The sequence below is a fragment of the Kitasatospora sp. NPDC029312 genome (assembly GCF_055569215.1).
This window is the reverse complement of the sequence record NZ_JBVHXY010000004.1, coordinates 187,128-212,542: the sequence shown is the minus strand read 5'-3', so window position 1 is coordinate 212,542 and position 25,415 is coordinate 187,128. Positions and strand designations below refer to the sequence as shown.

29 protein-coding genes and 1 tRNA gene are annotated in these 25,415 nt (G+C 70.7%); 10 read left to right on the top strand and 20 right to left on the bottom strand.

The features are described from left to right. The first annotated feature begins 9 nt into the window (after positions 1–9). Positions 10–2,493 carry a phosphoribosyltransferase gene (locus tag ACZ4WV_RS05675; RefSeq protein ID WP_465743122.1) on the top strand — a complete coding sequence of 828 codons (2,484 nt, stop codon included), beginning with the start codon at positions 10–12 and terminating at the stop codon, positions 2,491–2,493. After that, on the top strand, positions 2,493–3,335 hold the full coding sequence (locus tag ACZ4WV_RS05670) for an HAD family hydrolase (protein ID WP_465743120.1): 843 nt from the start codon (positions 2,493–2,495) through the stop codon (positions 3,333–3,335). The genes ACZ4WV_RS05675 and ACZ4WV_RS05670 overlap by 1 nt, the downstream gene beginning before the upstream one ends. A 73-nt stretch (positions 3,336–3,408) precedes the next feature. On the opposite strand, the gene ACZ4WV_RS05665 is transcribed toward ACZ4WV_RS05670, so the two are convergent. Next, entirely contained in the window at positions 3,409–3,627 is a 219-nt protein-coding gene (locus ACZ4WV_RS05665; RefSeq protein WP_465743118.1) for an FmdB family zinc ribbon protein, read from the bottom strand. Between the two features lie 113 nt (positions 3,628–3,740). After that, positions 3,741–5,066: a hypothetical protein gene (locus ACZ4WV_RS05660; RefSeq protein ID WP_465743116.1), complete on the bottom strand. Its 1,326-nt coding sequence runs from the start codon at positions 5,064–5,066 to the stop codon at positions 3,741–3,743. A 262-nt stretch (positions 5,067–5,328) separates the two neighbouring features. Here ACZ4WV_RS05660 and ACZ4WV_RS05655 point away from each other — a divergent pair. Beyond that, a tRNA-Val gene (locus ACZ4WV_RS05655) sits at positions 5,329–5,400 on the top strand. A gap of 468 nt (positions 5,401–5,868) precedes the next feature. On the opposite strand, the gene ACZ4WV_RS05650 is transcribed toward ACZ4WV_RS05655, so the two are convergent. Next, the gene (locus tag ACZ4WV_RS05650; RefSeq protein WP_465743114.1) at positions 5,869–6,084 is read right to left on the bottom strand and encodes a hypothetical protein; all 216 of its coding nucleotides are present in this window, start codon (positions 6,082–6,084) and stop codon (positions 5,869–5,871) included. 242 nt (positions 6,085–6,326) lie between these two features. Here ACZ4WV_RS05650 and ACZ4WV_RS05645 point away from each other — a divergent pair, with 242 nt between their 5' ends. After that, a complete protein-coding gene (locus ACZ4WV_RS05645; protein ID WP_465743112.1) occupies positions 6,327–7,217 on the top strand; it encodes a hypothetical protein in 891 nt (296 codons plus the stop codon). On the opposite strand, the gene ACZ4WV_RS05640 is transcribed toward ACZ4WV_RS05645, so the two are convergent. Continuing rightward, a complete protein-coding gene (locus ACZ4WV_RS05640; protein ID WP_465743110.1) occupies positions 7,208–7,507 on the bottom strand; it encodes a hypothetical protein in 300 nt (99 codons plus the stop codon). The two genes, ACZ4WV_RS05645 and ACZ4WV_RS05640, sit on opposite strands and share 10 nt — an antisense overlap. Before the next feature lie 84 nt (positions 7,508–7,591). On the opposite strand from ACZ4WV_RS05640, the gene ACZ4WV_RS05635 reads away from it, so the two are divergent. Beyond that, the gene (locus ACZ4WV_RS05635; RefSeq protein ID WP_465743108.1) at positions 7,592–7,837 is read left to right on the top strand and encodes a helix-turn-helix domain-containing protein; all 246 of its coding nucleotides are present in this window, start codon (positions 7,592–7,594) and stop codon (positions 7,835–7,837) included. 541 nt (positions 7,838–8,378) lie between these two features. Here ACZ4WV_RS05635 and ACZ4WV_RS05630 read toward each other — a convergent pair. Then, complete coding sequence (locus tag ACZ4WV_RS05630) at positions 8,379–8,900, bottom strand: hypothetical protein (protein ID WP_465743106.1); 522 nt, start codon at positions 8,898–8,900, stop codon at positions 8,379–8,381. 189 nt (positions 8,901–9,089) lie between these two features. Continuing rightward, the gene (locus ACZ4WV_RS05625; protein WP_465743104.1) at positions 9,090–9,320 is read right to left on the bottom strand and encodes a hypothetical protein; all 231 of its coding nucleotides are present in this window, start codon (positions 9,318–9,320) and stop codon (positions 9,090–9,092) included. 159 nt (positions 9,321–9,479) lie between these two features. Here ACZ4WV_RS05625 and ACZ4WV_RS05620 point away from each other — a divergent pair, with 159 nt between their 5' ends. Further along, positions 9,480–10,748, top strand: a complete 1,269-nt coding sequence (locus ACZ4WV_RS05620; protein ID WP_465743102.1) for a transcriptional regulator — start codon at positions 9,480–9,482, stop codon at positions 10,746–10,748. Here ACZ4WV_RS05620 and ACZ4WV_RS05615 read toward each other — a convergent pair. Next, a complete protein-coding gene (locus ACZ4WV_RS05615) occupies positions 10,729–11,391 on the bottom strand; it encodes an HAD family hydrolase (protein ID WP_465743100.1) in 663 nt (220 codons plus the stop codon). The two genes, ACZ4WV_RS05620 and ACZ4WV_RS05615, sit on opposite strands and share 20 nt — an antisense overlap. Before the next feature lie 97 nt (positions 11,392–11,488). On the opposite strand from ACZ4WV_RS05615, the gene ACZ4WV_RS05610 reads away from it, so the two are divergent. Further along, positions 11,489–11,746: a hypothetical protein gene (locus ACZ4WV_RS05610; protein ID WP_465743098.1), complete on the top strand. Its 258-nt coding sequence runs from the start codon at positions 11,489–11,491 to the stop codon at positions 11,744–11,746. Between the two features lie 85 nt (positions 11,747–11,831). After that, positions 11,832–11,954: a hypothetical protein gene (locus ACZ4WV_RS05605; protein WP_465743096.1), complete on the top strand. Its 123-nt coding sequence runs from the start codon at positions 11,832–11,834 to the stop codon at positions 11,952–11,954. On the opposite strand, the gene ACZ4WV_RS05600 is transcribed toward ACZ4WV_RS05605, so the two are convergent. Beyond that, entirely contained in the window at positions 11,955–12,152 is a 198-nt protein-coding gene (locus tag ACZ4WV_RS05600; RefSeq protein ID WP_465743094.1) for a hypothetical protein, read from the bottom strand. It abuts the gene before it with no gap. Between the two features lie 65 nt (positions 12,153–12,217). Between ACZ4WV_RS05600 and ACZ4WV_RS05595 the strand changes: the two genes are divergently transcribed. Beyond that, the gene (locus ACZ4WV_RS05595) at positions 12,218–12,523 is read left to right on the top strand and encodes a hypothetical protein (RefSeq protein WP_465743092.1); all 306 of its coding nucleotides are present in this window, start codon (positions 12,218–12,220) and stop codon (positions 12,521–12,523) included. A 501-nt stretch (positions 12,524–13,024) separates the two neighbouring features. On the opposite strand, the gene ACZ4WV_RS05590 is transcribed toward ACZ4WV_RS05595, so the two are convergent. The 7 genes from ACZ4WV_RS05590 to ACZ4WV_RS05560 form a co-directional block, all read right to left on the bottom strand. Beyond that, entirely contained in the window at positions 13,025–13,573 is a 549-nt protein-coding gene (locus ACZ4WV_RS05590; protein WP_465743090.1) for a helix-turn-helix domain-containing protein, read from the bottom strand. Continuing rightward, on the bottom strand, positions 13,570–13,917 hold the full coding sequence (locus tag ACZ4WV_RS05585) for a hypothetical protein (protein WP_465743088.1): 348 nt from the start codon (positions 13,915–13,917) through the stop codon (positions 13,570–13,572). The genes ACZ4WV_RS05590 and ACZ4WV_RS05585 overlap by 4 nt, the downstream gene beginning before the upstream one ends. Positions 13,918–14,162: 245 nt before the next feature. Further along, positions 14,163–14,369 carry a hypothetical protein gene (locus tag ACZ4WV_RS05580; RefSeq protein WP_465743086.1) on the bottom strand — a complete coding sequence of 69 codons (207 nt, stop codon included), beginning with the start codon at positions 14,367–14,369 and terminating at the stop codon, positions 14,163–14,165. A 56-nt stretch (positions 14,370–14,425) separates the two neighbouring features. After that, a complete protein-coding gene (locus ACZ4WV_RS05575; RefSeq protein ID WP_465743084.1) occupies positions 14,426–14,809 on the bottom strand; it encodes a hypothetical protein in 384 nt (127 codons plus the stop codon). Positions 14,810–14,811: 2 nt separating this feature from the next. Then, a complete protein-coding gene (locus ACZ4WV_RS05570) occupies positions 14,812–16,278 on the bottom strand; it encodes a GH25 family lysozyme (RefSeq protein ID WP_465743082.1) in 1,467 nt (488 codons plus the stop codon). A gap of 11 nt (positions 16,279–16,289) precedes the next feature. Next, positions 16,290–17,108: a C1 family peptidase gene (locus tag ACZ4WV_RS05565; RefSeq protein ID WP_465743080.1), complete on the bottom strand. Its 819-nt coding sequence runs from the start codon at positions 17,106–17,108 to the stop codon at positions 16,290–16,292. 109 nt (positions 17,109–17,217) lie between these two features. Then, positions 17,218–17,502, bottom strand: a complete 285-nt coding sequence (locus ACZ4WV_RS05560; RefSeq protein WP_465743078.1) for a hypothetical protein — start codon at positions 17,500–17,502, stop codon at positions 17,218–17,220. 16 nt (positions 17,503–17,518) lie between these two features. Here ACZ4WV_RS05560 and ACZ4WV_RS05555 point away from each other — a divergent pair, with 16 nt between their 5' ends. Further along, positions 17,519–17,719: a hypothetical protein gene (locus tag ACZ4WV_RS05555; protein ID WP_465743076.1), complete on the top strand. Its 201-nt coding sequence runs from the start codon at positions 17,519–17,521 to the stop codon at positions 17,717–17,719. Here the strand turns inward: ACZ4WV_RS05555 and ACZ4WV_RS05550 are convergent, their stop codons facing one another. Genes ACZ4WV_RS05550 through ACZ4WV_RS05530 form a run of 5 tightly spaced genes read right to left on the bottom strand, consistent with a single transcriptional unit; the run spans position 17,720 to position 25,317 of the window. Continuing rightward, the gene (locus tag ACZ4WV_RS05550) at positions 17,720–18,457 is read right to left on the bottom strand and encodes a hypothetical protein (RefSeq protein ID WP_465743074.1); all 738 of its coding nucleotides are present in this window, start codon (positions 18,455–18,457) and stop codon (positions 17,720–17,722) included. Next, on the bottom strand, positions 18,457–19,551 hold the full coding sequence (locus tag ACZ4WV_RS05545) for a hypothetical protein (RefSeq protein WP_465743072.1): 1,095 nt from the start codon (positions 19,549–19,551) through the stop codon (positions 18,457–18,459). The genes ACZ4WV_RS05550 and ACZ4WV_RS05545 overlap by 1 nt, the downstream gene beginning before the upstream one ends. Further along, complete coding sequence (locus ACZ4WV_RS05540; RefSeq protein ID WP_465743070.1) at positions 19,551–20,735, bottom strand: hypothetical protein; 1,185 nt, start codon at positions 20,733–20,735, stop codon at positions 19,551–19,553. Before ACZ4WV_RS05540 ends, ACZ4WV_RS05545 begins: the two co-directional genes overlap by 1 nt. Positions 20,736–20,751: 16 nt before the next feature. Next, positions 20,752–21,681: a phage distal tail protein gene (locus ACZ4WV_RS05535; RefSeq protein ID WP_465743068.1), complete on the bottom strand. Its 930-nt coding sequence runs from the start codon at positions 21,679–21,681 to the stop codon at positions 20,752–20,754. A gap of 6 nt (positions 21,682–21,687) precedes the next feature. Beyond that, positions 21,688–25,317, bottom strand: coding sequence for a phage tail protein (locus tag ACZ4WV_RS05530; RefSeq protein ID WP_465743066.1), 3,630 nt, complete (start codon positions 25,315–25,317; stop codon positions 21,688–21,690). Positions 25,318–25,415 lie beyond the last annotated feature (98 nt).

Genomic DNA, 25,415 nt, shown 5'->3' with positions numbered 1-25,415 from the left:
GGGCCGGCAGTGACGACAGCGGAAGAGACGTGGACCGGGCGCTGGGTCGCCGACCGCGCCGGGGTGGCGCTCACCGGATCGGAGCACCTCCCCGAACTCGTCGGCCTGGCCCTGCGGTCCGGCAACCCCCGACGCGCGCACCTGCTGGTCTCCAGCGTGCTCGGCAAGCACGTCCCCCAGCGGCCCGCCGTGGTGCACGGCGCCGGCCTCGAACTCGGCCGCCGGGTCGGGGAACTGCTCGGCGCCGAGGCGGCCGCCCGGGCCGTCGTGCTCGGCTACGCGGAGACCGCCACCGGCCTCGGCCACAGCGTCGCCGACGGCCTCGAAGCCCCCTGCCTGCACTCCACCCGCCGGCCCGTCCCCGGGATCGCCCCGCTCGGCGGCTTCGAGGAGGAGCATTCGCACGTCACCGGCCACCTGCTGCTCCCCGCCGACCCCCGGCTCCTCAGCAGCGGCGGGCCGTTGGTGCTGGTGGACGACGAGCTCTCGACCGGCCGGACGGTCCTCAACACCATCCGCGAACTGCACACCCGCTACCCGCGCGACCACTACGTCCTGGTCACCCTCGTCGACCTGCGCTCGCCCGGCGACCGGGCCCGGCTCGCCGAGGCCGCCGCCGAACTCGGCGTCCGGCTGGACGTGGTGGCCACCGCGAGCGGCGCCGTAGAACTGCCCGGCGACATCGTCCAACGGGCCGAGCGGCTGATCGCCTCGGCGTCCCCGGCCGAGCCGCCACCGGTGGCGGCCCCCGCCCCGCTGGTCCGGGTCGAGCTGGACTGGCCCGCCGGGCTTCCGGACGGCGGCCGGCACGGCTTCACCGTCCGCGACCGCACCCGGCTCGACGCCGTACTCCCCACGCTGGCCGGGCAGTTGGCCGAGGCCCTGCCCGACTCGGCGGAACGCGTGCTGGTGCTCGGCTGCGAGGAGCTGATGTACGCGCCGCTGCGGCTGGCCGACACGCTCGCCGAGCGGCTCGGCGGCGACCGCGTCCGGTACTCCACCACCACCCGCTCGCCCGTCCTCGCCGTGGACGACCCCGGCTACGCCATCCGCACCCGGCTGACCTTCCCCGCCCACGACGACCCGAAGGACGACGCCTCCCGGGAGCGGTACGCGTACAACGTCGCGCCCGGCGCGGATCCGTCCCGGCGGTTCGACGCGGTGGTCCTGGTGGTGGACGACGTCGCCGACACCCCGGCGCTGCACCGGGGGGAGCGCGCGCTGCTGGGGCAGTTGCGGCAGGTCACCGACCGGGTGGTGCTCGCGGTGCTGCCCTCGCACCGGCCGGCGCCTTCGGCTCCGTCGTCGCCGCTGCCGTCGCCGTCGTTGCCGTCGCTGCCGTCATCGCTGCCGTCGCCGTTGTACGGGCCGGGGTTCTCCTCGTACCGTCCCGAGGAAGTGGCCTGGCTGCTCAAGGACCTCTCCGAGGTCCCGCTCGAAGTTCCCACCGAGGAGCGCGAGGAGGCCGTCCAGAACGGCGGCGCCCACTACGCCGAGTCGCTGCCGGTCGAGTACCAGCCCAGCCCCGAGTACCAGGAACTGTTCCACCAGGCGCTGCGCGGCTCCGCCGGCCGGATCGCACTCGCCGTCGGCACCGTCGCCGAGACGCTGCTGCGCGAACGCGGGCCCGGCCTGGTGCTCGCCTCGCTGGCCCGGGCCGGGACACCGGTCGGCATCCTGATCCGCCGCTGGCTCGCCTTCGCCCACGACCTCACCGTCCCGCACTACGCGGTGTCGATCGTCCGCGGCCGGGGCATCGACCCGGTCGCCCTGCGCTACCTGGCGGCCCACCACCGGGCGGCGGACGTGGTGTTCGTCGACGGCTGGACCGGCAAGGGCGCGATCACCCGCGAACTCGCCGACGCGCTGGCCGGCACCGGCTTCGACCCGGACCTCGCGGTGCTCGCCGACCCGGGCCGCTGCGTGCGGACGTACGGCACCCGGGACGACTTCCTGATCCCGTCCGCCTGCCTCAACTCCACGGTCTCCGGCCTCGTTTCGCGCACCGTGCTGCGCGCCGGGCTGATCGGGCCGGCGGACTTCCACGGGGCCAAGTACTACGCCGAGCTGGCCGGCGGCGACGTGTCGGCGGCCTTCCTGGACACCGTGGCGTCCTGCTTCGCCTCGGTCCGCACGCGCGCCGTCGAGGAAGCCGGGCGGCTGGCCGCCGACCCGGACCGCGCGCCCGACTGGGCCGGCTGGACCGCGGTGGAGCGGATCAGCGCGGAGTACGGGATCGACGACGTCAACCTCGTGAAGCCCGGCGTCGGCGAGACCACCCGGGTGCTGCTGCGCCGCGTCCCCTGGCGGGTGCTCGCCCGGCGCGGCGCCGGTGCCGACCTCGACCACGTACGGCTGCTCGCGGCCCAACGCGGCGTCGCCGTCGAGGAGGTGGACGCACTGCCGTACACCTGCGTCGGCCTGATCCACCCCCGCTACAGTCGGGGCGCGACCGGGGCGAGCGGCCTGGCCGTGACGGGGAAGGAGTCCTGATGGGGGGCCTGGCCGACGTGCTGGTCGCCAGCGACCTCGACCGCACGCTCATCTACTCCGACCGGGCCCTGGCCCTGGCCGGCCCCGACCGGCTGGCGCCGCGGCTGCTCTGCGTCGAGGTGCTGGACGGGCGGCCGCTCTCCTTCCTGACCGAACGGGCGGCCTCGCTGCTCGTCGAACTCGCCCGGGCGGCCGCCTTCGTCCCCGCCACCACCAGGACCGTCGAGCAGTACCGGCGGGTCAACCTGCCCGGCCCGACGCCGGGTTACGCGATCTGCGCGAACGGCGGGCAGCTGCTGGTTGACGGCGAAGCCGACCAGGACTGGCGCCGCGAGATCACCGCGCGGATCGCGGCCGGTGCGGCGCCGCTGGACGAGGTGGTCCGGCAGCTCGCGCTGTCCGCCGACCCGGAATGGACGCGCAAACGGCGGGTCGCCGACGGGCTGTTCGCCTACCTGGTGGTCGACCGGGACGGCCTGCCGGACGGCTGGCTCGCCGAGCTGGCCGGCTGGTGCGGCGAACGCGGCTGGCGGGTCTCGCTCCAGGGGCGCAAGGTGTACGCGGTGCCGGAGCCGCTGCGCAAGAGCGCCGCCCTCGCCGAGGCCGTCCGGCGCAGCGGCGCGAGCACCGTCCTCGCCGCCGGCGACTCGCTGCTCGACGCCGACCTGCTGCTTGCTGCGCACGCCGCCTGGCGGCCGGGCCACGGCGAACTGGCCGACAGCGGGTGGACGGCCCCCGGCGTCACCGCCCTGACCGAGACCGGGGTGGCGGCGGGGGAGGAGATCGTCCGCCGGTTCCTGGCGGCCGCCTCGGTGACCGCGGCGGCCGTCGTGGCGGACTGACCACGGCCGCAGCGGCAAGTCGCAGTCGCAGTCGCAGCCGTCGCGTCGTGGACGGCGGTGGCCGCTCGTGCGGCTAGCCGCAGCAACCGCCGCCGCAGCAGCCGCCCCCGGAGGCCCGCTGCGGCGCGGAGCCGGCCGAGCCGGCGGCGCCGGTCACGGCGACGGTGGACAGCAGCTTCACGGTGTCCTGGTGCCCCTGCGGGCAGACGGCGGGGTCGTTGGCCTGCGCCATCGGACGGCGGAGCTCGAACGTGGCGCCGCAGGAGCGGCAGCGGAAGTCGTAGCGTGGCATACCGGCAGCGTACCGAGGCGGAGTACCGATGAGTACCAATGGGCCGCGCGGCCGGGGGCACGGGGCACGGGTGGGGGACGTGCTGGGGAACGTACCGGCTGGGGACGCTGCCGCTACCGGTGGCCGAGATCGCCGCGGATCATGCCGATCACCTGGGCGGCCGTGTCCCGTACCGCCGCCAGCTCGGTCAGGAAGTGCCAGTAGTCCGGGTGCCGACCGGCCGTCTGGAGCGTCGCCACCGCCTGGTCCAGCCGGGCCACCGCCTGGTCCAACGGGGCGGCGTGCCGCGGGTCCGGCGCACTGCGGCCGACCATCGCCAGGCGCTGCGCGTCCCGAAGGGCGAAGCGGGCCCGCTCGATCTCCCGGTTGGGGTCGTGCTGCACCTCGTTCAGCTGCCGCAGCCGGTCGTTCACGGCGAGCACCGAACCGTCCGCCGTCTCCAACAGCGCCCGCACCGTACCGATCGCGGCCGTGGCGTCCGCCCAGCGCTGCTCGTCCCGGGCCCGCGCGGCCTCGGCGAGCTTCTGCCCGGCGGCGCGACCGGTCTCGGCGACCTGCTCGGGCACCCGCTGGAGGTCCTGCCAGCAGGCCGTGCTGAACCGGCGGCGAAGCTCGCTCAGCGCGGGCTCCACCGTCGCGGCCTTGGTCTCCAGCGCCTGGATGCGGGTCCGCAGGCTGGACACCCGCCGGTCGAGCTCCCGGGCACGCTCCGGCAGCTGCGCGGCGTCGGCGCTGATCGCCTCGGCGCGTCGGCGCACCTCCTCGGCGCGGCGCAGCGTGGCGGCCACGCCGTGCCGGGCCGGCCCCTCGTTCAGCCGCGCCAGCTCCGGGGCCAGCTCGGCCAGCCGGGCCGCCAGATCGTCCGCCCGCAGACCGGCGCCACGCACCTCGTCCAGGGTGGTGGTGGCCTGCAACAACGCGCGCTTGGCCTGCTCGACGGCCGGGGTGACGCGCATCAACTGCTGCTCGGCGTGCTCGAGGGTCGGCTGCAGGCGCCGCAAGAAGTCGTTCAGCTCGGCGCGGGCGGCGCCCAGCTGGCCCTTCACGTCCTCCAGCTGACGCCGGGCCCGGGAGGCGGAGCCGGCGTCCAGGCTCTCGCTGTCGAGGTTCTCGGCGTCCAGGGCGGCCAGGTAGTTCACAGTCACCTGCTCCACCCGGCCGGAGATCGCCGACAGCTCGGCCAGCGCCCGCTGCGCCGCCCCGTCCTCCTCGGCAGCGCGCACGGTCTCCACCGCGAGCGTCACCTCGCGCTGCGTCTCCTCCAGCTCGTAGAACGCCTCCTGCGCCGCGGCCCGGGCCTCCTTGGCCTCCGCCCGCACTCCCTCACCGCCACGCCGGCCCCACCAACCGCCGCTGCCGGCCGACGCCAGCGCGACCGCCCCCACCGCGCCCGCCAGCACCACCGGCAACACCAGCGCGTCCCCGACGGCCCCCGCCACCCGACGCCGCCCCCGCCGCCCGCTCCCGCCGGCCACCGCCACTGCGCGCTCCCTGCTCCGAAACACCCGCCAACCCGCTGATCCGCGCCCATTCTCCCCGATCCACCCGCCCCACGGGCACCCCGGGCCTCCGCCTTTCCCCACCCACCGCCCCACCCCGGCCGCACCCTCCCCCCACCCCACCCCGGCCCGCCGCACCCCACCACCCCCCGGGACCAGGTACCCTAGGCACTCGTCGTGCGCCTGGTCGGCCCGCGACCGGGGGCGCGTAGCTCAGTGGTAGAGCGCTGCTCTTACAAAGCAGATGTCGGCGGTTCGAAACCGTCCGCGCCCACCTCGTGAACAGCTGAAACGCAGGCTGCGGCCCAGGTCAGGAGCATGATCCCGTTCTGGGCCGCAGTCGTTTCGGCAGTCTCCCTACAGTCTCGAACTGGTTCACCACACTCTCGACACAGGGGCGATCCTCCTAAAATTCCCCCAAACGATCATGAGAAAGTGGCAGGTCAGGCTGCTGGGCACACGCGAAGCGCCCCCAGCCGCCGAAGCGGCGTGGGGGCGCTGTCATGCCGAGGGTGAGGGGGGTCAGTCCTGCCTCGGCATGTTTGGCCTGAGCCCGTCGCGTCACTCCGTCAATCGGAGGGTGTAAACGTCGACATAGGGATGGATAGGATTCCGAGCATGCTCGGGCCCCTGCCCGCCCCAGCTCTTAGGCCCCCTTGCCCCCAGCGCCCGATGGACGCGGGCACTGCGGGAAGGGTGCAGAAGGTCGGGCCGGCCGCCGTCACGCGGCCGGCCCTGACTGTCAGCCCCAGATCGTGTCGTCGAGGGCGACGGTGCTCGCAGCACTCGCGGTGGTAGTGGGCACGGGGGGCTCCGGCGGAACAGCGCCCCAGATCGTGTCCGCGACGGTAGCCGGACGCCCCTCGACGGGCGCCCCCGCCGTGAGGCCGATGCCTACTGCAAGACCAACGACAGCCAGGAATCCGGCGATGGTCGCGCGCGTCTTGTACTTGGGCATGGCTAACACCCCTTTCGCTGTTGCTCGGCGGCCTGTGGTGTGGGTTGTGTCAGGGGTGAAAGCCCCAGAAGCCAATGTTCTAGTTGGTTCGGCTTTGAATCAAGCGTTCACGCGATAGTCTCGAAAACGTGCACTCAAGTGCATTTGGGCCTTTGGGGGATGGCGTGTCAAATACTGTCAAACCGGACACTGATGATGGTCGGCTTTTGCTCACAAGTGCATCCAAGGAGCTCTACCTGCAGATGCTCGGCGGAGCGCAGCCCGAGGAAGGCGCCGCCCTGCAACTGCTCATCCAGTCGCACCTAGTAGAACGCAACGCCGAGTCAGGGAGCTGGGAGCCGGTCGATGTCGACGTGGTCGTCCACCAGTGGCAGACGTCCCTTCAGACAATGGCAGGGCAGCTTCTGGCGGAAGCTCAGTCCGTTCCCAACCAGCTGCGCGATCTGAGCGATGCCTACCGGCGGGCGCGCCCCAAGGTGGCTCCCGTCGAATACGTCAGCGGCACCCAGGCCATCAACGAGCGCATCGCGGCGGCCGTCCGCGGGGCGGACGATGAGCTGATTAGCGCCCAGGCGTCAGGTCCGAGGCCGGCGCACGTCCTGGCCGCCTCCTATGTACAGGACATGGCAGCACTCGAGCGAGGGCTTACGCTTCGGACCATCTACCTGCCATCGGTTCGCTTCGACGAGCCCACTGCACGATGGGCGCGGACCGTGACCGAGCGAGGGGCGCAGATTCGAACGTCGCGCCGGTTCAGCCGAATGATCATCATTGATCGTCGGCTCGCCGTCACGTCGGTCCTGACCCGCGGCGAGCCAGATCCGGTGGAAGTCGATCGCGCCGTCTTCATCACGGATGAGACCGTCGTACAGATGCTCGTTGCCGCATTTGAGCGGGACTGGGCACGAGCGGACCCGTGGGATGGCACCAACAAGGGTGTCTCGCTCACGTCACTGCAGAAAGCGATCCTCGACGGGCTCGGGCGGGGCCTTGAGTGGGAGGAGATCGGAGAGGAACTGCACATCTCCAAGCGAACGGTGGCAAACCGGCTGGCCGAACTGAGGGAGGCCACCGGATCGCGTTCGAACACCCAGCTCATGTACTGGTACGGCACGCACCTGGATCAGTTCTGATTGAGAGTGCTGTCCGGCGCGATGATCGCGTTGAAGGTGCGGCCAGCCGCTTGGAAGTCGAGCTCGAGTCGGCCGTCGCGGTGGATGTAGTCGGCAGCCCAATCGGGGTCGCGGAGAAAGTGGTCGAAGGCCTCGGCGTTCTCCCTGCTGAGGGGCAGCTCTGAGAGTAGCGATCGCAGGGTTGCGACGGCGTCTGCCAGGGTGATGCCCGTGGCCGGCTCGATCAGGCCCTCGATGGCGAGGGTGTAGGTGTTCAGCGTGTGCTCCCGGTTCGGTCCCCCCGGTTGCATGTACCAATCATAGCGAACGCAAAATCGAACAAGTGGGGACTTTGGTATGCAGACATTTGATCTTGATCGGGCGACGGTCAATGCGTGCCGACCCCACCACAACGCCAGCCAGATGCCCGTCAGCTGCGGGAACGGCGCGAGGTCGGCGACCGGATCAGGTTCCTGCGCCGTCAACAGGGCATCAGCCAAGAACGCCTCGGCCAGATGATCCACCGCGATCGGCAGTCGATCAGCAACTACGAGATCGGCAGAACGCCGCCCGGTCTCGATGACCTCGTCGCGATTGCACGCGCGCTCGGCGTCGAGACGTGGCGGCTGTTCTACGGGTAATGGCCGGCCGTACCGCCGTACGGCCGGCCAGGCGCCGCCGTTACTCGGTCGGCGGCGGGTTCGGCGGCGGCGGGTTGGACGGGCCAGCGGGCGGCGCCTTCGGGCCGCCGATACCCCCGGAACCTCCCGACGCCGGGTTCTGTCCGTCGTCGTGCATCTCGTCCTCCTTCTCTAGTGCCGCCAGGACCGTGTCCGGCGGCGGGAACTGGGGGTGGCGTTTCTGCTCCGTCGGAGCCGCAGCTCCCCGGCGACGGCCAGGCCAACGGCCTTGACGGTCAAACGGGACAACACCGCTCATGTCGTCCTCTCCGAGTCGGAAGTGGGACCCACCATCGTGGCGCGCACGATGCGCCGACGGCAGAGATTCACGCTGTCCGGTGCATCGCAACCTGATGGCGGCGCATCCTGACTCGGACGTCGACGGCACCTGAACGGTCGTACGCCTGCTCGGCCGTGGCGTGCGCTGATGCCAGCTCGGCGCACTCCTCACAGCCGTCGTGGGGCGTCCGCAGTTTCGGGATGTACTGATCGGTCGCGATGCTCACCGGGCCGCCCCAGACCCGGGCAGACCCCGGTAGCCAGCGAGGTACCCCTGACGCCGACGCCACTCCTCAGCGCTCGCTTCCATGGGGAACGTACGTACGGTGCCCTCGTCGTCCTGGACCAGGTCCCCGGTCTCGGCATCGCGGATCGCCCACGAGCGTCCACCACGGGGTCCCGGGGGCAGCTGCTCGACGGCGTACCTGGCGACAGCGCGCTGTGCGCGGGTGAGGCTGGCGCCCCGCCAGATGCGGATGGTCGTGGTGCCATCGGAGCCAAGGTCCAGCGGCATCTCGACCGCACCTTCGCCGTCGAGCAACTGCTCGACGGCCAGTGTGCTGCCGCCCCCCAGCAGGCGGTGCATGTACCGGCTCTGATACTCGCCAATCGGCAGCTGGAGGACCGCCTGCCACAGAACGTCCAGGGCCTCCAGTGTGGGCTTGGTGACCCGCTTCAGGTGGCCGTCCACAGCGACAGTCAGGGTGTCATCGATCCTCATGCCCTCGTCCTCCTGCGGCGTCATGGAAGGGTTCGTTCAGTGCGTCCGTCGCGACCGCGCAGGGCCACGGGGTGTCGCACCGCACACACCGGCCACCGTCGCTGCGATGCTCGTCCAGTCGCATGCGGGCCGTCGTCGCGGCAACGTGTTCCTGGGAGTCCGTGCGGGTTCGCCGGCGGCGGCCGCGCGGGTCGATGTTCACGAGCTCGGCGGTCACGACGCGTCCGCAAGACAGGCGCGATGGGCCACCACGGGCCAGCCGTATACGCGTTGACCGGCGCTGGTGGAGGTGTAGACGTGGCCAGCGTCGACCAGTTCGCCGCCCGCGCACTCCGCGCCGATGACGCACGTTCGTCCGTGCAACTGCTCGCCAGTCACCCTGATCTGCCGGGGCTCGCCCTCGGGGGGCCGGTACTCGACCAGCACCGTCATGTCGACCGTCATGGGGGAATCGTCGTCCCTCGAGCGGACGTCCTGAAGGTCTCAAAGAGGACATCGAGAGGACGTCCAGAGGACGTGAGTCTCCGTCATATGCCCTGCGGGTCCCCTAAGCGACCGCCGAGACGTAATGTTGGCTCATCATCGGCTCGTGCGGAGGACACCGTGCCCAACACCGCGCTCAAGGCGGCCCGCCAGGCCGCCGGCTATGCCACGCAGCAGGCCCTTGCCGACGCGCTCACGAATGCGGCCCGCCAACTCGGCATGAGCGGCATCGACGTCAGCGTCCGACAGGTCCGCCGCTGGGAGTCCGACACCCCGCCGTGGCCAGGCGAGGACTACCAGCGGCTCCTCATCCACGTCCTCCACCAGCCCGTCGAGGATCTAGGATTTCGCGCCCCGTGGAACCGGGCCCATCCCGCCACACTTGCCCGAGCGACGGCGGCGGCAGCAGCCGCGGTACCCACCGCACTACGCGGCGCGCTACCCCGGCCGTATGGTCACTCCGGCACCCAGCCGGGAACGGTGGGCGCCGACTATGCCATAGTCACCGAGGCCCACCGTCGGCTCTATCTCTCCGTGGCCCCCGCCGCCCTCCACCGGGCCGTCGCCGAACACGCAGGCTTGGGCACGGCCCTACTCGGCGAGACGTCCGGCGTAGCCCGCCGCATCCTGGCCGCAGCCCTCGCGGAATCGCTACTGCTGCTCGGGCGCATCGAGTTCTTCGACCTGCGTCAACCGACTGCGGCCGACACCACATTCGTCCGCGCCCTCCAGGCCGCCGGCGAGGCCGACGACCACCTGCTCGGTGCCGCGATCCTCGCCCACAGTGCCTTCGTGCCCGGCTGGGACGGCCGCATGGACACCGCCCGCGAACGCATCCAGGCCGCCCGCACCTACGCCCGTCGGGCACCGACCTCCGTGGAGATGCTCGCGTGGCTCGACGCGGTCGAGGCCGAGTGCCTCACCCGCTGCGGTGACCACCGAGGCGCGCTCGCCCTCCTTCGCCACGCCGAAGACGTGCTCGCCGAGGGAAGCAACTCCGTCGTCTCGCCCGACTGGTTCACCTGGTTCTCCGCAACCCGACTGCACGCCTTTCGCGGCAACACCGAGCTGATCGCCGGACTCCTCCCTCAAGCCCGAACCACCCTGGAGCAGACGCTCGCAGACCTGCCCAACACCGACGGGAAGCAGAGAACCGTCGTCCTCGCCGATCTGGCCGCTGTCGAAGCCGCAGCCAGGAACCCGGAAGCTGCATGCGCCTTGCTCGAGGCGGCCCTCGACCAACTCGCGGTGACTTGGTATGCCACCGGGATGGAGCGCGTGAGGGACGCCCGGCGGGCGCTTAACCCGTGGCAGGATTCGGCGGCCGTCCGGCGCGTGGACGACCGCCTCTACTCCTGGTCGGCGACGCTCAGCTCTCTCCAGCGTTGAACTTGGCGATCAGTTCCGGCAGTTCCGTCAGGGAATCGATGCGGAATGTGGCCTCGGCGGCGGCCGGGTCGTGCTGCTGGATCCAGCCCCACGGCCCACGCCGGATGAGCGCTGTCTGCATCCCCGCCGCCCGGGCCGGGAGCACGTCGTTGTCGAGCCGGTCACCGACGTAGAGGATCTCGCTGACGTCCGCCGGCGTCACCTCGGCGACGCGCTCGAAGAAGAGCGAGTCGGGCTTGCTGGCGCCCCAGTCGTCCGAGGTGCCGATCAGGTCGACATCCGCAGTGAACAGCTCGCGGAGGATCCCGCCAGCGCGAACCGTCTGGTTCCCGGCAATAGCCAGCCACAGGCCGTCCGTCCGGAGCTGAGCGAACGCGGGCCGGACGTCGGGGTAGAGGTCGTCCTCGCCGAAGTGCTCCGGCTGGCCGGCAGCCGCCCGCTTCTCGCGCTCCTCATACAGGTCGAAGCCGGGCTGGAAGACCTGGAACACCTCGCGGTAGTCGCGGCCCTGGGCGATCACCGCGCCGAACTGGGCCACGAACGTGTGCCGCGGCACCCCCAGCCAGTCAGCCCAGGTGCCGTACTCCCGGGTCTCATCAACCAGGCATTCCCCGACGTCGAACACGACAGCCTTGATCGTCATGTCTGCAGCCTAGCGAGGAGAGGACGTCCTGTCGGCACCTTCCGGACCTCGGCGATATCGCCGTCAGTCCGTTCGAGCCGGGTCGTACGATGGCGCCATGTCCGACATCGAGATCCCTGTTGACCTGCTGACCCTCCACGTCGAAGCCCTCCGGGCCGAGCGTGCGATGACCGAGGCGCGGGAGACCGGGGGCGACATGGAGGCCGCACGCGCGTCCTACCTGGCCGCGGCCGCCGCCCTGCACGACCTCCCCTACTGGGACGAGGTCCGGCAAGCCGGCGGTCACTACACCGCCTGGCAGGCCAGTCTGCAGGCTGCGAAGAAGGCGCTCGACGGCGAGACGACCGCAGCCTGACCTGCGGCATCATGGGGCGCATGGAGACCTGGCAGACAGTGGAGCTGCACGGGGCCCGCTCGACGGGTACCGCACCGTCGTGGACGTGGCCGACCCCGACCCCGGGACCGCGCTCACCAGCCCCCACTCCGCCTACGGGCCCGGTGGCCGCTCCTGGTACCGGCCCGACGAGGGCGGCGTCTGGCGGTGGACCGGCGACACGCCGTGATCACTCGTCGTCGATCCGGTCACCGGGCTGTAGCCCCATGAAGAAGGCGAAAGCCTCCGGGGCGGCGCGTTCGGCCGCTCGCATCTCCTCCCGCGTCGCCCGCGGCACGTCGTAGCAAGCCCAGCTGCACCGCCCATAGGGCGTCCACGGGCGCACCTGCCCGCAGCCCTCGCACACCATCGTCGCCGGATCGGTCATGTCTCCACCGTACGACCAGGCCGCCCCGCACGGTCAGATTCGAACGCGTGAGCGATACTGGTCGTGTGCAGTACCACCAGCCACGCCAGCACCACCCCGGCGACGCCCCACCCGCCGACCCCGCCCAAATGGCACTCCCCATCATCGAGGTCCGACAGGCCTGGCAAATCGTCGCCATCCGGATCATGGGCGACTGGCGGCTCGGCCTCCTCACCGAATGGCGCCGGCCACCCAACGGCCAATGGGTAGCCCACGTCCGCTGGGGTCCCGACTCCCAACCGGGCTGGCAATGGGCCTGGGTCAGGTACGAGCCTGAAACGCTGCGGCCGCTCGCCGCCGCCGACATGGACCTGCCCGGCCCGCGGACATGACGAAGCGCCCCCGCCCTCCTGAAGGAGGGCGGGGGCGGCCAGGCTAATTCGGAGTGCCCGGCTCACCATCCAACAGTGTGATGTTGCCGTCGCTGTGCACATGGCCCAGAACGAAGCCAGGAATCCCTATCCGTGTAGCCAAGTCCTGGAGACCTTGCCTGACATATGGAAACAAGTCGATCATTGCTCGGCCCTGGCCAAACGAGTGGTAGGTGACTTCAGGGAGGCTTCGCCCCTCGCTCACGGTGTACCGGCCAGCAACGACTACCCGGATGTGCGCAGTCTCGGAACCGTGCTCGTCGTGGAACTTGCACTCTGCAGCCAGCTGATAGTCAGCCCAGCCCTCACCCAAGGCGAGGGCTGGTGCCAACGAGAACCCAAAGCCCGTGGGCAGTACAGGGGCCGCGCGCACTGCGTACAACTCCTGAGCTGCAACATGGACAAGCGTCGCCCGCCGTTCCAGCTCCAGTAGGTCTTCGGGGCGAGCCGTCGCGTGGTCGGTCATGGGGTAGTTGCAGCCTTAGGGTCGATGGGTTTGAACGCAGCAGGTGGCGCGATCTTCGGGAACGTGTGCATTGATCCCTCGAAGTAGGTTGATTCCACGGCCCCTGTTTTATGCCAGGTCGTGAGGTCCACCACCACGTGCCGTTCTCCGCCATCAAACATAAAGAGTGCGTCAGCCTTTTCCGTTTCCTCCGTGTGCTGAGGAGTCTCAGGCGTGACGGTCGACGGGAATGCAGGGATCACCTCACGGTTCTCAACCATCGCGCGGCGGGGTTCGCCTGCGTCCACCAGGCGAATGTCCAGCTCGTACCCCATGGCGTGCAGGTACTCGGCGATGGTCTTGACCCGCAGGTTTCCGTCCCCGCGCAAGACCTGGCTGACGGCGGACTTGCGAATACGGAGCCGCTTGGCGAGCTCGACTTGGGTGATGCCGGCAGCGTCGAGGGCCATGTGAAGAGCACGAAGGGCTTCGTGCCGGAGACGGGACACCGCCAGACGTTTGGCGCCGTCGTCAGTGCGGGCCAGCCGGTCGTAAAGGGTGGTCATGACTCCAGATCCTTCCGTCTGACCCACTTGGCCTTGTCGAGGTTTGCCCGTTCCGTGAAGAGTTGCCGCTTCATGAACCCATGTGTGAGCCGGATCGCGGCAGCAGGGCTGCCAGCGAGGTGGAAGAAGGGGAACCGGTGCGTCCCGACCTTGATCTCGCGCAAGCCGTCGACAAGTTCGTTTAGCTCGCGGGGGATCTCGAGCTTGCCGCGGTGCGCGAAGCGCTCGAACACGATCGCGATGTCGGCGAGCTGGTCACGGTCCCGCGCCTTCCTCGACCCCTCGAGTTTGGCCAGCCACTGATCGGCCAGGGCGCCGTCTGGGCACACCGCTGCTTCGATCATGTGACAGGCCCCTCGCTCGTAGTAGACGCGTCCACAGTCCGGGCAGTCATCGCGGCTAAGTTCAGTAATGACTGTACCTCCATACCCCATGGCCGTCATGAGCGCGAACAAGTCGATCACCCGCTAGGAGCAGATCCGTGAGATGCGCCACTGTAGCGACTGATGGCAAGCATCGGAGATCGTTTGCGCAACAAAGCGCCCCCGCCCTGCCCTCCCACCGGGAGAGCTGAGCGAGGGCGCGGTGTTCAGGGATGGACCATGGCGTACACGGCGGCGGCCGCCCCGACAATGCCCCCGATCGCGCCGATCGTCGGCAGCGGCCAACGGCCGGCCTCCAGGCGGCGGATCCGGGACTCGTGGTCAGCGATCGTCTCGCGGTGCTCGCGCTGGTCGCCGAGGATGGCGTCCAGCTTCGCCTCCATCCTGATCTGGCCGTCAGCGATCCGCCTCACCTCCGCGTGCGTCTGAGCCGGGCTGATGTACACCCCGGCGTCCGGGGCCGGGCTCGTCACCCCGCGGTCCCGATCGGCGGGACGGGCGGGACCGGCGGCAGTTGGGCGGGCGCGGGCACCGGGGCGGTCACCTGCGTCCGGGTCCACATCGCCACCGCGGCGGCCACCAGCGACATCGCCACAGCCTGCTGGTCGGCCGTCCAGTCCAGGCCATAGCCGACCGCAAGGGCGATGGCCGCCTGGACGAGGCCGAGTATCGCGGCGGCGGCCCCGTCGTGGACGGTGTACGCCACGATCGCACCGACCAGCGCTGCGGCCAGGGCGTTGATGAGCGCCTGCTGGTCCGGCGTGACGTGCAAGCCGAACGCGGCGCCGGCCTTGACGAGAACCGCGACGAGACCGAGCCACAGGGCCGGCTCACGGCCGAGGATCTTGGGCATGGTTAGTTTCCCTTCGGAGTGACGGTGAGCTGGATGCCGCTCGCAAGAGCCTGGGCGACTGCGGGGCCGACTGCGGCCTGCACCGCAGCGGCGATCTTGGCCGCCAGGTCGAAGGCGGCGAGCCGGTCGTCCACGACCGCGCCCACGCACGTCTGCGTGGTCTGGTGCAGCCAGCCGGCCATCTGCGCCACGGTGTCATCGGAGCCGGGCGGAACCTGCCCACCGAAGGCGTAGGCGAACAGGTTCGCGACGGCATAGGCGTCCCGGTCGGACGGCGGTCCAGAGCGGACCGTGTTCCGGATGAGGTCTTCGATGGCCGCCTTGTCGGCGTCATTGAGGGGCATGTCGGTCTCCTCGGTAGGTCGTGGCGCCCCGGCCAGGACCCAGGAGTACAGGGCGGCGCCGGGGCAGTCGGTTTGGTAGCCGTCCCGGTGGCCCCGGATCTCGGGGCCGGCCGGGCCTTGCTGCTGGCAGTACTCGATGGCGTCGCGCAGGCCCTGGAACTGGTCCTGTGTGGGCTCGGTGGAGCCGGACGAGCCGAGGAGCGCGCAGACGGCGTAGTGGGCTTCGTTGAGCGGGACGTCGCCGTTGGCCGAGTTCCGGCGGGTCAGCCCGCGGCCCTCGAAGACGTAGCCGTGCTCGCACACCAAGAAGCTGTAGCCGATGTCCGACCAGCCGTTGCCGTCCATATGCTCGGCCTGGACCTTGCGGACGTAGGCCGGGCAGGTGTCGTGGGCACCGAACTGGTATGGCGCGCCGAGGTAGTGGATCTTCACCCCAGCCCGCGGACCCGCGTACGGGATCGAACCGTTCGGCTCACGCCACGGCCGCGCACCCCACTGGGCGCGGGTCACCAGCTGCATGCCAGGCCACAACGCCGGCTGGACGGCTGGCGCCGGCGGCTCGGAGCCCCCTGCCGCCCAAGCCCGCAGGTCGTCGAGCGTGCCGTGGTAAACGTTGCTGTCGACTGGGCTGTCCGTCCACTGGTGGAATCGCCACGCCGACTGAACGCGGGGAGCGCCAGCCGGGACCCCGTAGTCGGCGATCCAGAGGAACGCCCCCGCGTTATCGTCGGTCCGGTGCCACCAGTCCGTGTTGGTGTACAAGCCCACCCGGTTGTTCGGGTAGCGGGCCTGGACCGCGGCCAACCACGAGTTCTTCGCTGCCGTTGCCTGGGCGTCGCCCACCGGCTGCCCGTACGGCTCGAAGTCGAGGACCAGCAGCTCGCCGAGCGGCACGTCGCCGACCACGCGGCAGAAATGGTCGATTTCGCCCTGAACGTCGTTCTCCGCGTGCAGGAAGTGGTAGTGGCCAACCACGATCCCGCGACTCCGGGCGTCGGCGAGCTTGGCCGCGTAGCCCTGCTGGTTGGTGCGGCCGCCCTCCGTGGCCTTGATGATCACAAACTCGGCGTCGTCGGGTATCGAGGACTGGTAGTCGGAGACGTCGTAACCTCGAGCGTTCGCCATGAACCCTCCTCTCACAGGCCCTTGGCAGTCAGCCAGGTGTGGGCCGCAGCCGCGAACACGGCGTCCGCGTCCGCCGGGGCCGGCGTGGGCTGCGGGGTCGGTGCGGCGGTGAGCACGGGCACGGTCACGTCGCCCTGCTGGGACAGCAGCCACTGCAGGTCCGCAGCGGTCAGGTAGCCGCGGCCCTCCAAGCCCCAGCCGACGCCCCAGGAGTTGGTCAGCCAGAATCGGTCGCTGTCCGCGTCCCAGCCGGTGATCTCGATCTCGTGTCCGCCGGCCACCCCCGAGGCCGGGTCGACCGGGATCTGGCCGTCGCTGGCGGGGGTGAACATCGACTGCAGCCAGGGGATCCCCAGCAGGACTGGGCCGGTCTGTAGGGCGGTGCGGGCCGCGGACAGGCTGAACGCGTGGGTGTAGCTGCTGGCGAGGCCGAGCGCCTTCAGTGCCTTCGCGACACCGAGGCCCGACGACCCGGTGTCGGTGGGCGGGTACTGGCCGGGGATGCCGTCCAGGGCCGTGGCCAGCGAGTACATGGCGACCGCGAAGGCCTCGTCGAGCTGGTGCTCGCCTGCCGTGAAGAAGCCGTGGGACGCTGCGGCGCCGGCCGGGCTGATGGTGACGGTCGTCGTGCCGGTGCGGGTGGCGGAGTCGGTGCCGAGCAGGCCAGTGGCGGCGTTGCCGGTGCAGCTGCCGAGCTGGCCCTGGTCGAGGACGCCGATGCGTCGCTGCCACGACCTCGACTGCAGGGCCGAGGCGGGCAGCACGTGGTGGGCGTACGAGAGGGACCGCGGGTCGTGGTCGACGTGGCGGCCGAGGGCGGGAGTGATCAACAGATCTCCTCTGTGGGCGATGTGGTGGGCATGCGTCGGTGTGGCCCGGTACCGTCGGGGGCACGCAGACCGAACTGGGCCAGGGGGTAGGGACGTTGAGGCTGAACCGTCAGACGTGGGCGATCATGGGGAGCGTCGTGGTGATCGCGGGTGGCAGTGTCACCGTGGCCGCGCTCACCCGCGGCGACGACAAGCCGGCGGCGCCGGCACAGCAGGTGGCCGCAGAGGTCAGCCCGACGCCGAGCGCGACGGTCAGCAGCAGCCCCACCGCGCTGGTCGAGGCCAGCACCGTCGCCTCATCGCCGGCGGCCGTACCGAGTGCGCCGGTTGCCTCGGAAGTCACTGCCCCGGTGCAGCGCACGAGCCCTGCCGCTTCGGCCAGGCCGAGCAGCAAGACGAAGGAGAACGCCGTGACTCAGCCGCAGCAGCCCGCCGCCCCCGATACGCCGGTCGACACTCAGCCGCCCGCGCCGACCCCGCAGCCTCCGGCGCCGGCGACGGCCAACCCGGACAACCAGAACAACGGCGGTTCCGGGACCGTGGACCACGGCCCGTACTCCACTGAGGTCCCCGGGGCACCGATCCCTTCGCAGACGGCCATCCGCCCCTGATCAGGACGTCGTGCCGTAAACGCTGAGTCCGCGCACCCCAATGTTGCCGGTGCTGCCTGGCAGGACCCGGGCCTGCCAGCGCAGGTACAGCTGGGTCTCGTGGCTGCCGGCCACGGGGCCGGATGTGCTGCTGTAGTAGAACGAGCCGCTGCTGATGGAGATCACCGGGCTGATGGCGGTGCCGCTGTCGTCCGTGAGTTGGATCTCTCCGGATGTCGTCGCGTCGGAGCATCGCACCAAATAGAACGCGGTGACGTTCGGCTGCTGTTTGATCCACGGCGAGCGCATGAGCGTGGTGAACGATGTAGAGGTGGTGGTGTACTGCGGCTGCTCGGTGATTCCGAACCAATTGCCGCCGCCGATGAATGGGCGGGCGAGTCCCTGGCCGGTGGTGCGGTCATCGGACATGATCATGTTTCCGCTGCGGTCCCAGACGGAGTACGTCTGGGCCCCGCCGGAACCGTCCCACACGGCCATCGCCGCGCTGTTGTCCTCACGACGGACCACGAGACCCGTCTGGCGGCTGCCGTCCGGATGCTGCGGGTCGATGTCCCCGATGTACAGGACCGTGGTGCCGCCCGGCGTCATGACGAACAGCTTCCCGCCGTTGCCGATCACGACCTCGCCAGTGGCGACCTGGTTCATCGCCGGTCGCTGCCCGAGCCGCCCGTACAGGTCCCGAAGCTGCTGCTCGACGTCGCGGATGCGGTCGAGGATGTCGTACGGCACCTGAGGCATCAGGCCACCTCCAGATACAGGTCGGCGGATTCGGCGCGTCCGCGTTCCTCGGGCGTCAGTCGCCAGCCGACGACGCGGTAGCGGGCGTTGTAGCCGGTGGGGTGCCAGACGTCCACGATCCGGAGGCGGACTGTGGAGCCCAGGGCGGGTAGACCGTCGTCGCCGGGCCGGATGGTCACCTGCGGGATGACCACGGGACGGACCTGGCGGGCCAGGTCAGCCGCGGCATGCTGCTGCAGCACGGTTGGGTCGGTGACGGACGAGTAGTCGCTCGACCCGTCCAGTCGAGGCCAGCCCGCGGCGTAGTCGGCGTCGGTCGTCAGCGGCGTCGACAGGATGGGGTAACTGGCCGCGGCGAGGTTCGAGTTGGGCGTTGCTCCTCTGCTGATCCAAGCGTTGGCCTGCACCGACGCGTCGCGGTTCATCTTGTAGCTGAGGATCTGGCCGGGCATGCTCAGCACGGTGTCCGAGCTCCCGACGGTGATCTTCGGGTAGCCGAGCTGGAGGACCCGGTGTCGGGCGCCGGTCGCATCCCGGTAGTAGTTGATCCGCCACTCGAAACCGCCCTGGGTGGCGGCGAGTTCGTCGAGGCGCTTGCCCACATTGGCCAGGTCCCACATCACGTACGTGCGGTCTCGCAGCACCCCGGACAGCGGTGTGGCCGGCACCTCGATGCCCAGGTTCCCGCCCGACTTGCCCTGCGTGTAGGTGACGAGCTGGCGGGCGATGTCGAGCTGATCGGTGCTGGTGTAGACGAGGTTGTCGACGATTTGCCGGTGGTCCCGCAGGTACGACTCGGCTGTCGACGCCTGGATCTGTACGGAGGCTGCCCCGCGGTCGACGGACACCTGCACGTCCGTCCACATGATCCCCGACCACACCACGGCACTGCCACGCAGGAGCCAGAGTGCGGTGCGGCCGGAGATCAGCGAGTCCTGGACCCGACGGGCGGTCACCTGGTCCGGCACCGGGATGGTGCCGCTGAACGTGCCGCTCTTGCCGATGTAGTCGTCGCAGGTCACCTGCTGCACTGGCAGGCGGTCCATCAGCGAGTCAGAGCGCAGATCGGTGACCAGCAGCTGGTACGTCGTCATCAGCTAGCGGCCTCGTACGTGAGATTCCAGATCATCGTGTAACCGGAGGCGATGTTGATCGGGGTCGTGGCGGTCATGTTCCCGGCCGTCGCCGAACCGTTGTTGTCCTTGACGACGAACGTCGCGCCTTGGCTGTCCGTCGGGTTGGCGGACACCTCGCCGATGTAGTTGTTGCCCGCGGCAACGTAGTTCATTGGACCGAGCCTGGTGATGCCATCCTGCACCTGCGGGACGGGCAGGCTCATGAACCAGAGGCCGGCGCCGCCGTTTGTGGTCGATCCGATGGTGAGCTTGCCGGCCCAGTGGATCGTGCGCCCGATCCGGCACCAGCGGCTGGTGAGGGTGCCGTTGCCCAGGCTGGGCTGGGTACCGCCGAGGCTGGCCCAGGTCGGGGTGAACGACGTCCAGGCGCCCATGCCCATGTTGGCGGCGCCAAGTATGTTGCCGCCGACGCTCAAATCGTCGTCGGTCTTCAGCTGGTTCGCGGCGCCCCGGTACAGGTTGACGTCCGTACCGATGACGACCTGACCGGCCGTGCCGAGATAGAGCCGGGACTCCCACGCGGAGCCGGTGTAGCGCTCCAGGCCGGTGGCGGTGCCGCCGTCCCGGTACTGACCGGCGTACGCGCCGGCGGTGCCGCCGTCGGGGTTGATGCCGCCGATAGGCGTGGTGTAGACCCGGCGGTCGGTCAGCAGGCCGGCACCGGTCCAGTTCGGCGGGGACCCGGCGGACGCGCCAGCCGGAACCCGGATGTCCCACAGCCTGAGGTAGGCGGTGCCGGTGGCAGGCGCGGTCGGGGCCGTAGGCGAGGAGGCCGGGGTGCCCTGGGTGTAGGCGATTGCGGCGGCGGTCTGGCCGGAGGTGTCGTACAGCTGGTCGTACGCCACGATCCACAGGGTGTCGATCCGGTCCAGCGACGCGTGCCCGGGCGCGATCGTGACGGCCTCGGCGGCGGTGACGACCACCGGGTACGCGCCCTGGGTGGAGGTGCCCTGGACGACGGCTCGTCCGGTGGAAATGGTCGCCGTCATCCCGGACATGGTGAGCGCCAGTGGGGTGCCGCCGGGCAGGACCCCGGAGCGGGTCTGGGTGGCGTCGATCGGCACCATCGTGCCGACGGGCGACAGGCGGGTGTCCTGGCGGCTTTGGCCGGGGTTGAGGTGCCAGGCGGAGCGCACGGTCATGGGGTGGTTCTCCTGATCACCAGTAGGCGGAGCGCCAGCGCACGGTGGCGGACGCGGCTGCGTTGACGAATCCGGGGGCGGCCCGGAACGAGAGCGTGGTCGAGCCAGGGGGCAGCACGAACGAGCCTTCGGGAGCGGATCGGAGAGAAGCGGTGCCGATGCGGGACTGGCCGGCCAGCAGGACCGTGCCCGCCCAGGTGTCGATCGTGAGGACGTCGCTGGCGGCGAGGCTGATTTGGTACTCCAGTACCAGGCCGGTGCTCGGCATGGTGATCGCCGGGGAGTCGATCGGGCCCCGGATCTCGATGAGCGGGTGCACGGGGGCGTCGCCCGTGTTGACGGCGAGGATGTCGCCCGTGCTGCCCGGGGTGCCCCAGTTGAGGCCGGTCTCCGTCGGTGAACCCCAGTTGAGGCCGGTCTCGGTGGGCGAGCCCCAGGACAGTCCGGATTCGGGTGCCGGCAGCGCGGTGCTGGCCGTCTGCTGGGTGAGCTGGTAGCGGCGCGGGTCCGTCGCCTGCCACTGCAGAGCGCCACCGGCCGCCCATCCCAGCTGCCATGCGGGGTCGACCGGCAGGCTCCTGCGCAGGAGGCGAGCGTTGATCAGCATCGGCCCGCGGTCGTCCAGCCACACGACCAGGGGCGCCTCGTCCTGGCCGAGCGTGCAGGCGGCGTTGAGGGTGCGGACTGCGGTGCCGATCTGTCCGGCGGCCGCCCGCACCATCACCCCCTCCACCGTGACCGTGCGCGGCTGGGCGAGCAGCCGCCCCGGCCACGCGCCGTCTTGCTGGGAACGGTTGACCGTCCCCGAGTCCAGGCCCGGGGTCTCCTCCCAGCCGCTGATCGTGCGCCACCGGTACGGCGTGATCGTGCCGGTGGCCTGCCGGCGGCCGAGGAGGAGAGTGCCCCACTGGATGAGGCCGGGCCCGGTGACCAGCTCACCAGCCACTCCGAATCACCCCCGCCCCTTGGCCATCCACGCGAGTTCCTCCGCGGTCGAGCGCGCGGAGCCGCTGTCGGACTCGTAGTAGTTCTGGATCTGGAGTCCGCCGAACCCACCGCCACCACCAGCGAACGCGCCGCCGGCCATCGCCAGTTGCGGGCCACCGAACCCGCCGCCGAGCGCGAGGCCGCCGTTGAGCGGGCCGTGGGCCGCGGACATGAGACTCGTGGCGGCGGCGCGGACCTGGCCCTGGCCGCCGAGGATGCCGTCAGCGAGCGCCCTGGAGATCGACTGTCCGCTGTAGAACGTCCAGCCGCTGCCCGAGAAAGGGCCCTCCTTCGCCGGGCTGAACGGCAGCAGGTTGCGGGCCGAGGACAAGATGCCCTTGACCCCGTCCACGACCGCACTGGCCTTGGACTTGATGCCGTCGACCAGCGAGCCGATGATCTTGGCTCCGGCGTCCCAGAGCTGGGAACCGAACGAACCGATCGCCGACAGAACCTTCCCCGGCAGCGACCAGAAGACATCGACCACCAACCCCACCAGGCCGGAGAACAGCTGTTTCACAGCCTCGACTGCGCCGGACAGGTCGCCTCGCATCAGGCTGCTGACCAGCCGCAGCGCAGGCACCAGGATGCTGGAGATCGCCTGACCGAGCTCGCCCGCGAAGACGCCCGCCAGGCGGGACGCCAAGTTGATCACGGGCGTCAAAATCGGCATCAGCGCGGTGATGAACTGACCTGCCAGTGAGGCGAGTTGAACCAAGACCGGAGCCAGCGCGGTGGCGATCTGCACGAACGACTGGGCGAGCTGCGGCAGCGGTAGCTGCTGGATCAGCTGCGTCAGCGGCGGCAGCAGGGCGCCCACGAGCGTGGTGACCAGCTGGACGAACGGCGTCAGCAGCAGGGGCAGGGCCCCCAGGATGGGCGACAGGGTGTCGCCGACCACGGTTGCCAGTGCGCTGACCAGCGGCGTGATCTGCTGGAACAGGGTCGTGGCGCCTGACAGGAGCGGGGTCAGCAGCGGCAGGGCGGCGCTGACCAGCTGCCCAACCACGGTGAGCAGGGGTGCTGCCGCGACCGCCAGCGCCGATACTGCCTGGCCGGCTGCCAGCAGCACAGGACCGCTGGCCGTGAGCGCCTGCTGCAGGGCCGGTCCGAGCGCGGTGATCAGCGCCTGCAGCCCGGGGGCCAGCGCGGCGATCACAGGTCCCAGCACCTGAAGCGCCTGGCCGAGCAGCGGTGCTGCTGTGCTCGCCAGTTGGCTCATCGTGGTGAACAGGGCCTTCAGGCCCTGCTGGACGGCGGGCGTCGAGAACGCCGCCGCCATTGCCCCGGTCAGCTTCTCCAGTGTGCCGAGGAATCCGGCGCCGGTCTGCTGGGCCGCGCCGAACACCGCGCCGATGACGTCTCCGACGTTGCCGAGGACCCGGCCGAGCTGGCCGACTAGGGTGACGGCCTGCTCGATCGCCTTCTGCATGCCGCCGTTAGCGAAGGCGGTGTTCATGTGCTCGGACAGCCGGGCGATGGCCCCGCCCGCCGAGGCGTTGACCTTCTCGAAGGCGGGGCCCGCGGCCGCGCCGACCTGGACCAGGCCCTGCACGATCGTGGCCGGCAGCCGGGACATCGACCCGAGTCCGGCGTTCGCCGAGGCCAGGGCCTGGCCGAGAACACCGGACTGGGACAGGTGCCCGGCGGTGGCCATCGTCTGCTTGGCCATCTCGTTCAGGTGCCCAGCGCTGGCGACCAGCGCGGTGTGCAGCACCGGCAGGGTGCTAGTGGCACTGGCCCGCAACGCGGCGTCCAGACCGCTGAACAGCTGCTGTTGGACGTCGAGTTTGAGGCTCTCCAACGCGGGGCGGAGGCGGATGATCTCCTCGACGAACGCCCGCGCGTTGGGCGCTAGCTTCGCCAACGCCTTGGCCAACGGGTCAACCCCGCCCGCGGCCGCCGACTGCCCCGCCTGCTGTAGGGCCTCCTGAGCCTTCGCGATCGACTCAGCGCCCTGCTTGGCGGTGCGGGCCTGCTGTTCCTGAGCGTCCGCGAGCGCCCGCGTACGATCCTCGACCTCACGGTCGGCAGCCGCCACACGCTTCTGTCCGGCGATCTGTGCGTCCGCGAGCGCTTGGCGGCGATCGCCCAGCTCCCGCTCCGCAGCCTCGATGCGCCGCTGTGCGTTGATCTGGGCATCGGCCAGGGCCTGGGTCTGGTCGCCGACTGCCCGCTGGGCGGCGGACAACCGGTCCTGCGCGGAGACGACCTTGGCGGAGCCGTCGACCCCGGCGGCGTTCGCCTGAGCAGCCTTGGCCTGAAGCCGCTCATAGGAGACCTGCTGTTCCTTGAGATGCTGCTGGGCCTCGTCAAACGCCAGCTGTGCCTGCTGCCGGGAGTAGGCATCCGCGATCGGGTTCGCCATGACCCGGTCGAGGTCGCTCTTGGCCTGGGCCAGCCGCATGATCGCCGAACGCTGCCCGAGTGACGCGTCCTGGACCTGGTTGTTCAGGTCCTCCAGGTCCCGGGTGGCCTCGGCACGGGCGTCGTTGAGATCCTGCTGAGCCTGCAAAGACGCCTTCTGGGCGTCGGCCAACGAGCGCTCGGCGGATGCGACCTGGCGGGCCGCCTGCACCTGGGCATCGGCGGCCGCCTGGACCGCATCCCCCACGGCCCGCTGCGCGGACTGCACCTGACGGGCGGCCTGCACCTGCGCTTCGGCAGCGGCCTGGACCGCGTCGGCAACCGACCGCTGAGCGTCGACCACCCGCTGTGCAGCCTGCTTGTTGGCGTAGGCCGCGTTCTCCGTCGCGTCCTGCACTGCGCGTTGGGCGTCGGCCACCTTCTGCGCGGCGTTGGCCGCGCCACCGGCTGCCGCCGGGGCATCTGCGAACGCGGCCTTGAGCGCGCCGCCGACGCCCGCGCTGCCGATCTTGATGGCGGCGCCGGCCGAGGCCAGTGCCAGTAGACCCGTCGCGGCGATGCCCGCTGCCGGTGCGATGGCCACGAGCGCGGCGGCCAGGCCCGCCACCACGGGGATCGCTGAGCCGATGACACCGGCGACCGTGCCGATCCGGCCGGCCACTGCACCGATCGGCCCGGCAGCGTCGCCGATGCCGGACAGGATCCGGCCGAACCGGTCGCCGTCGTCGCCGCCCCGGCCGAGCTCGTGGGAGACTCGGCGGCCCGACTCCTCGACCCGCTCGGCCGCGTGCTCGGCGCCGCCCCCGACGTGCTCGGCCAGGGCCTCGCCGATGGTCATGGACTCGGAGACGAACCGGCCGCGCAGGTCCCGGATTCGGCCGTCGGCCGACCTTGTGAAGCCGTTGACCGCCAGCTCGGCATCGGACATCGATCCGACAAGGCGCTGGGCGCCTTCTTGGGCGCCTTCGGCCAGACCGTGCTCAACGGCCTGCCCGGCTTCCTCAGCATGCTGGGCGACGGCCTGGGTTCCAGCCTCAACACCGTCGGCCAGGGTCTGGCCGAGCAGCAACGACTCGCTCGCGAACCGCCCGCGTAGGTCACGCAGTCGGCCGTCGGCAGAGCGCTGCAGGCCGGCCATGGCCAGTTCCGCCTGAGCCATGCCGCGGTCGGCACCGGATGCGTCGATGTCGAAGGTGGCTACCAGCTCGCCGACCTGCACCGCGACCACCCCCATCCGGATCAGCTACGGAGCGGAGTCACCGCCGGGGGTGGAGCCGGCTTCGGGGCCGAGGTAGGTGCCGAACACGCTGGCGATGTCGGCGGGGT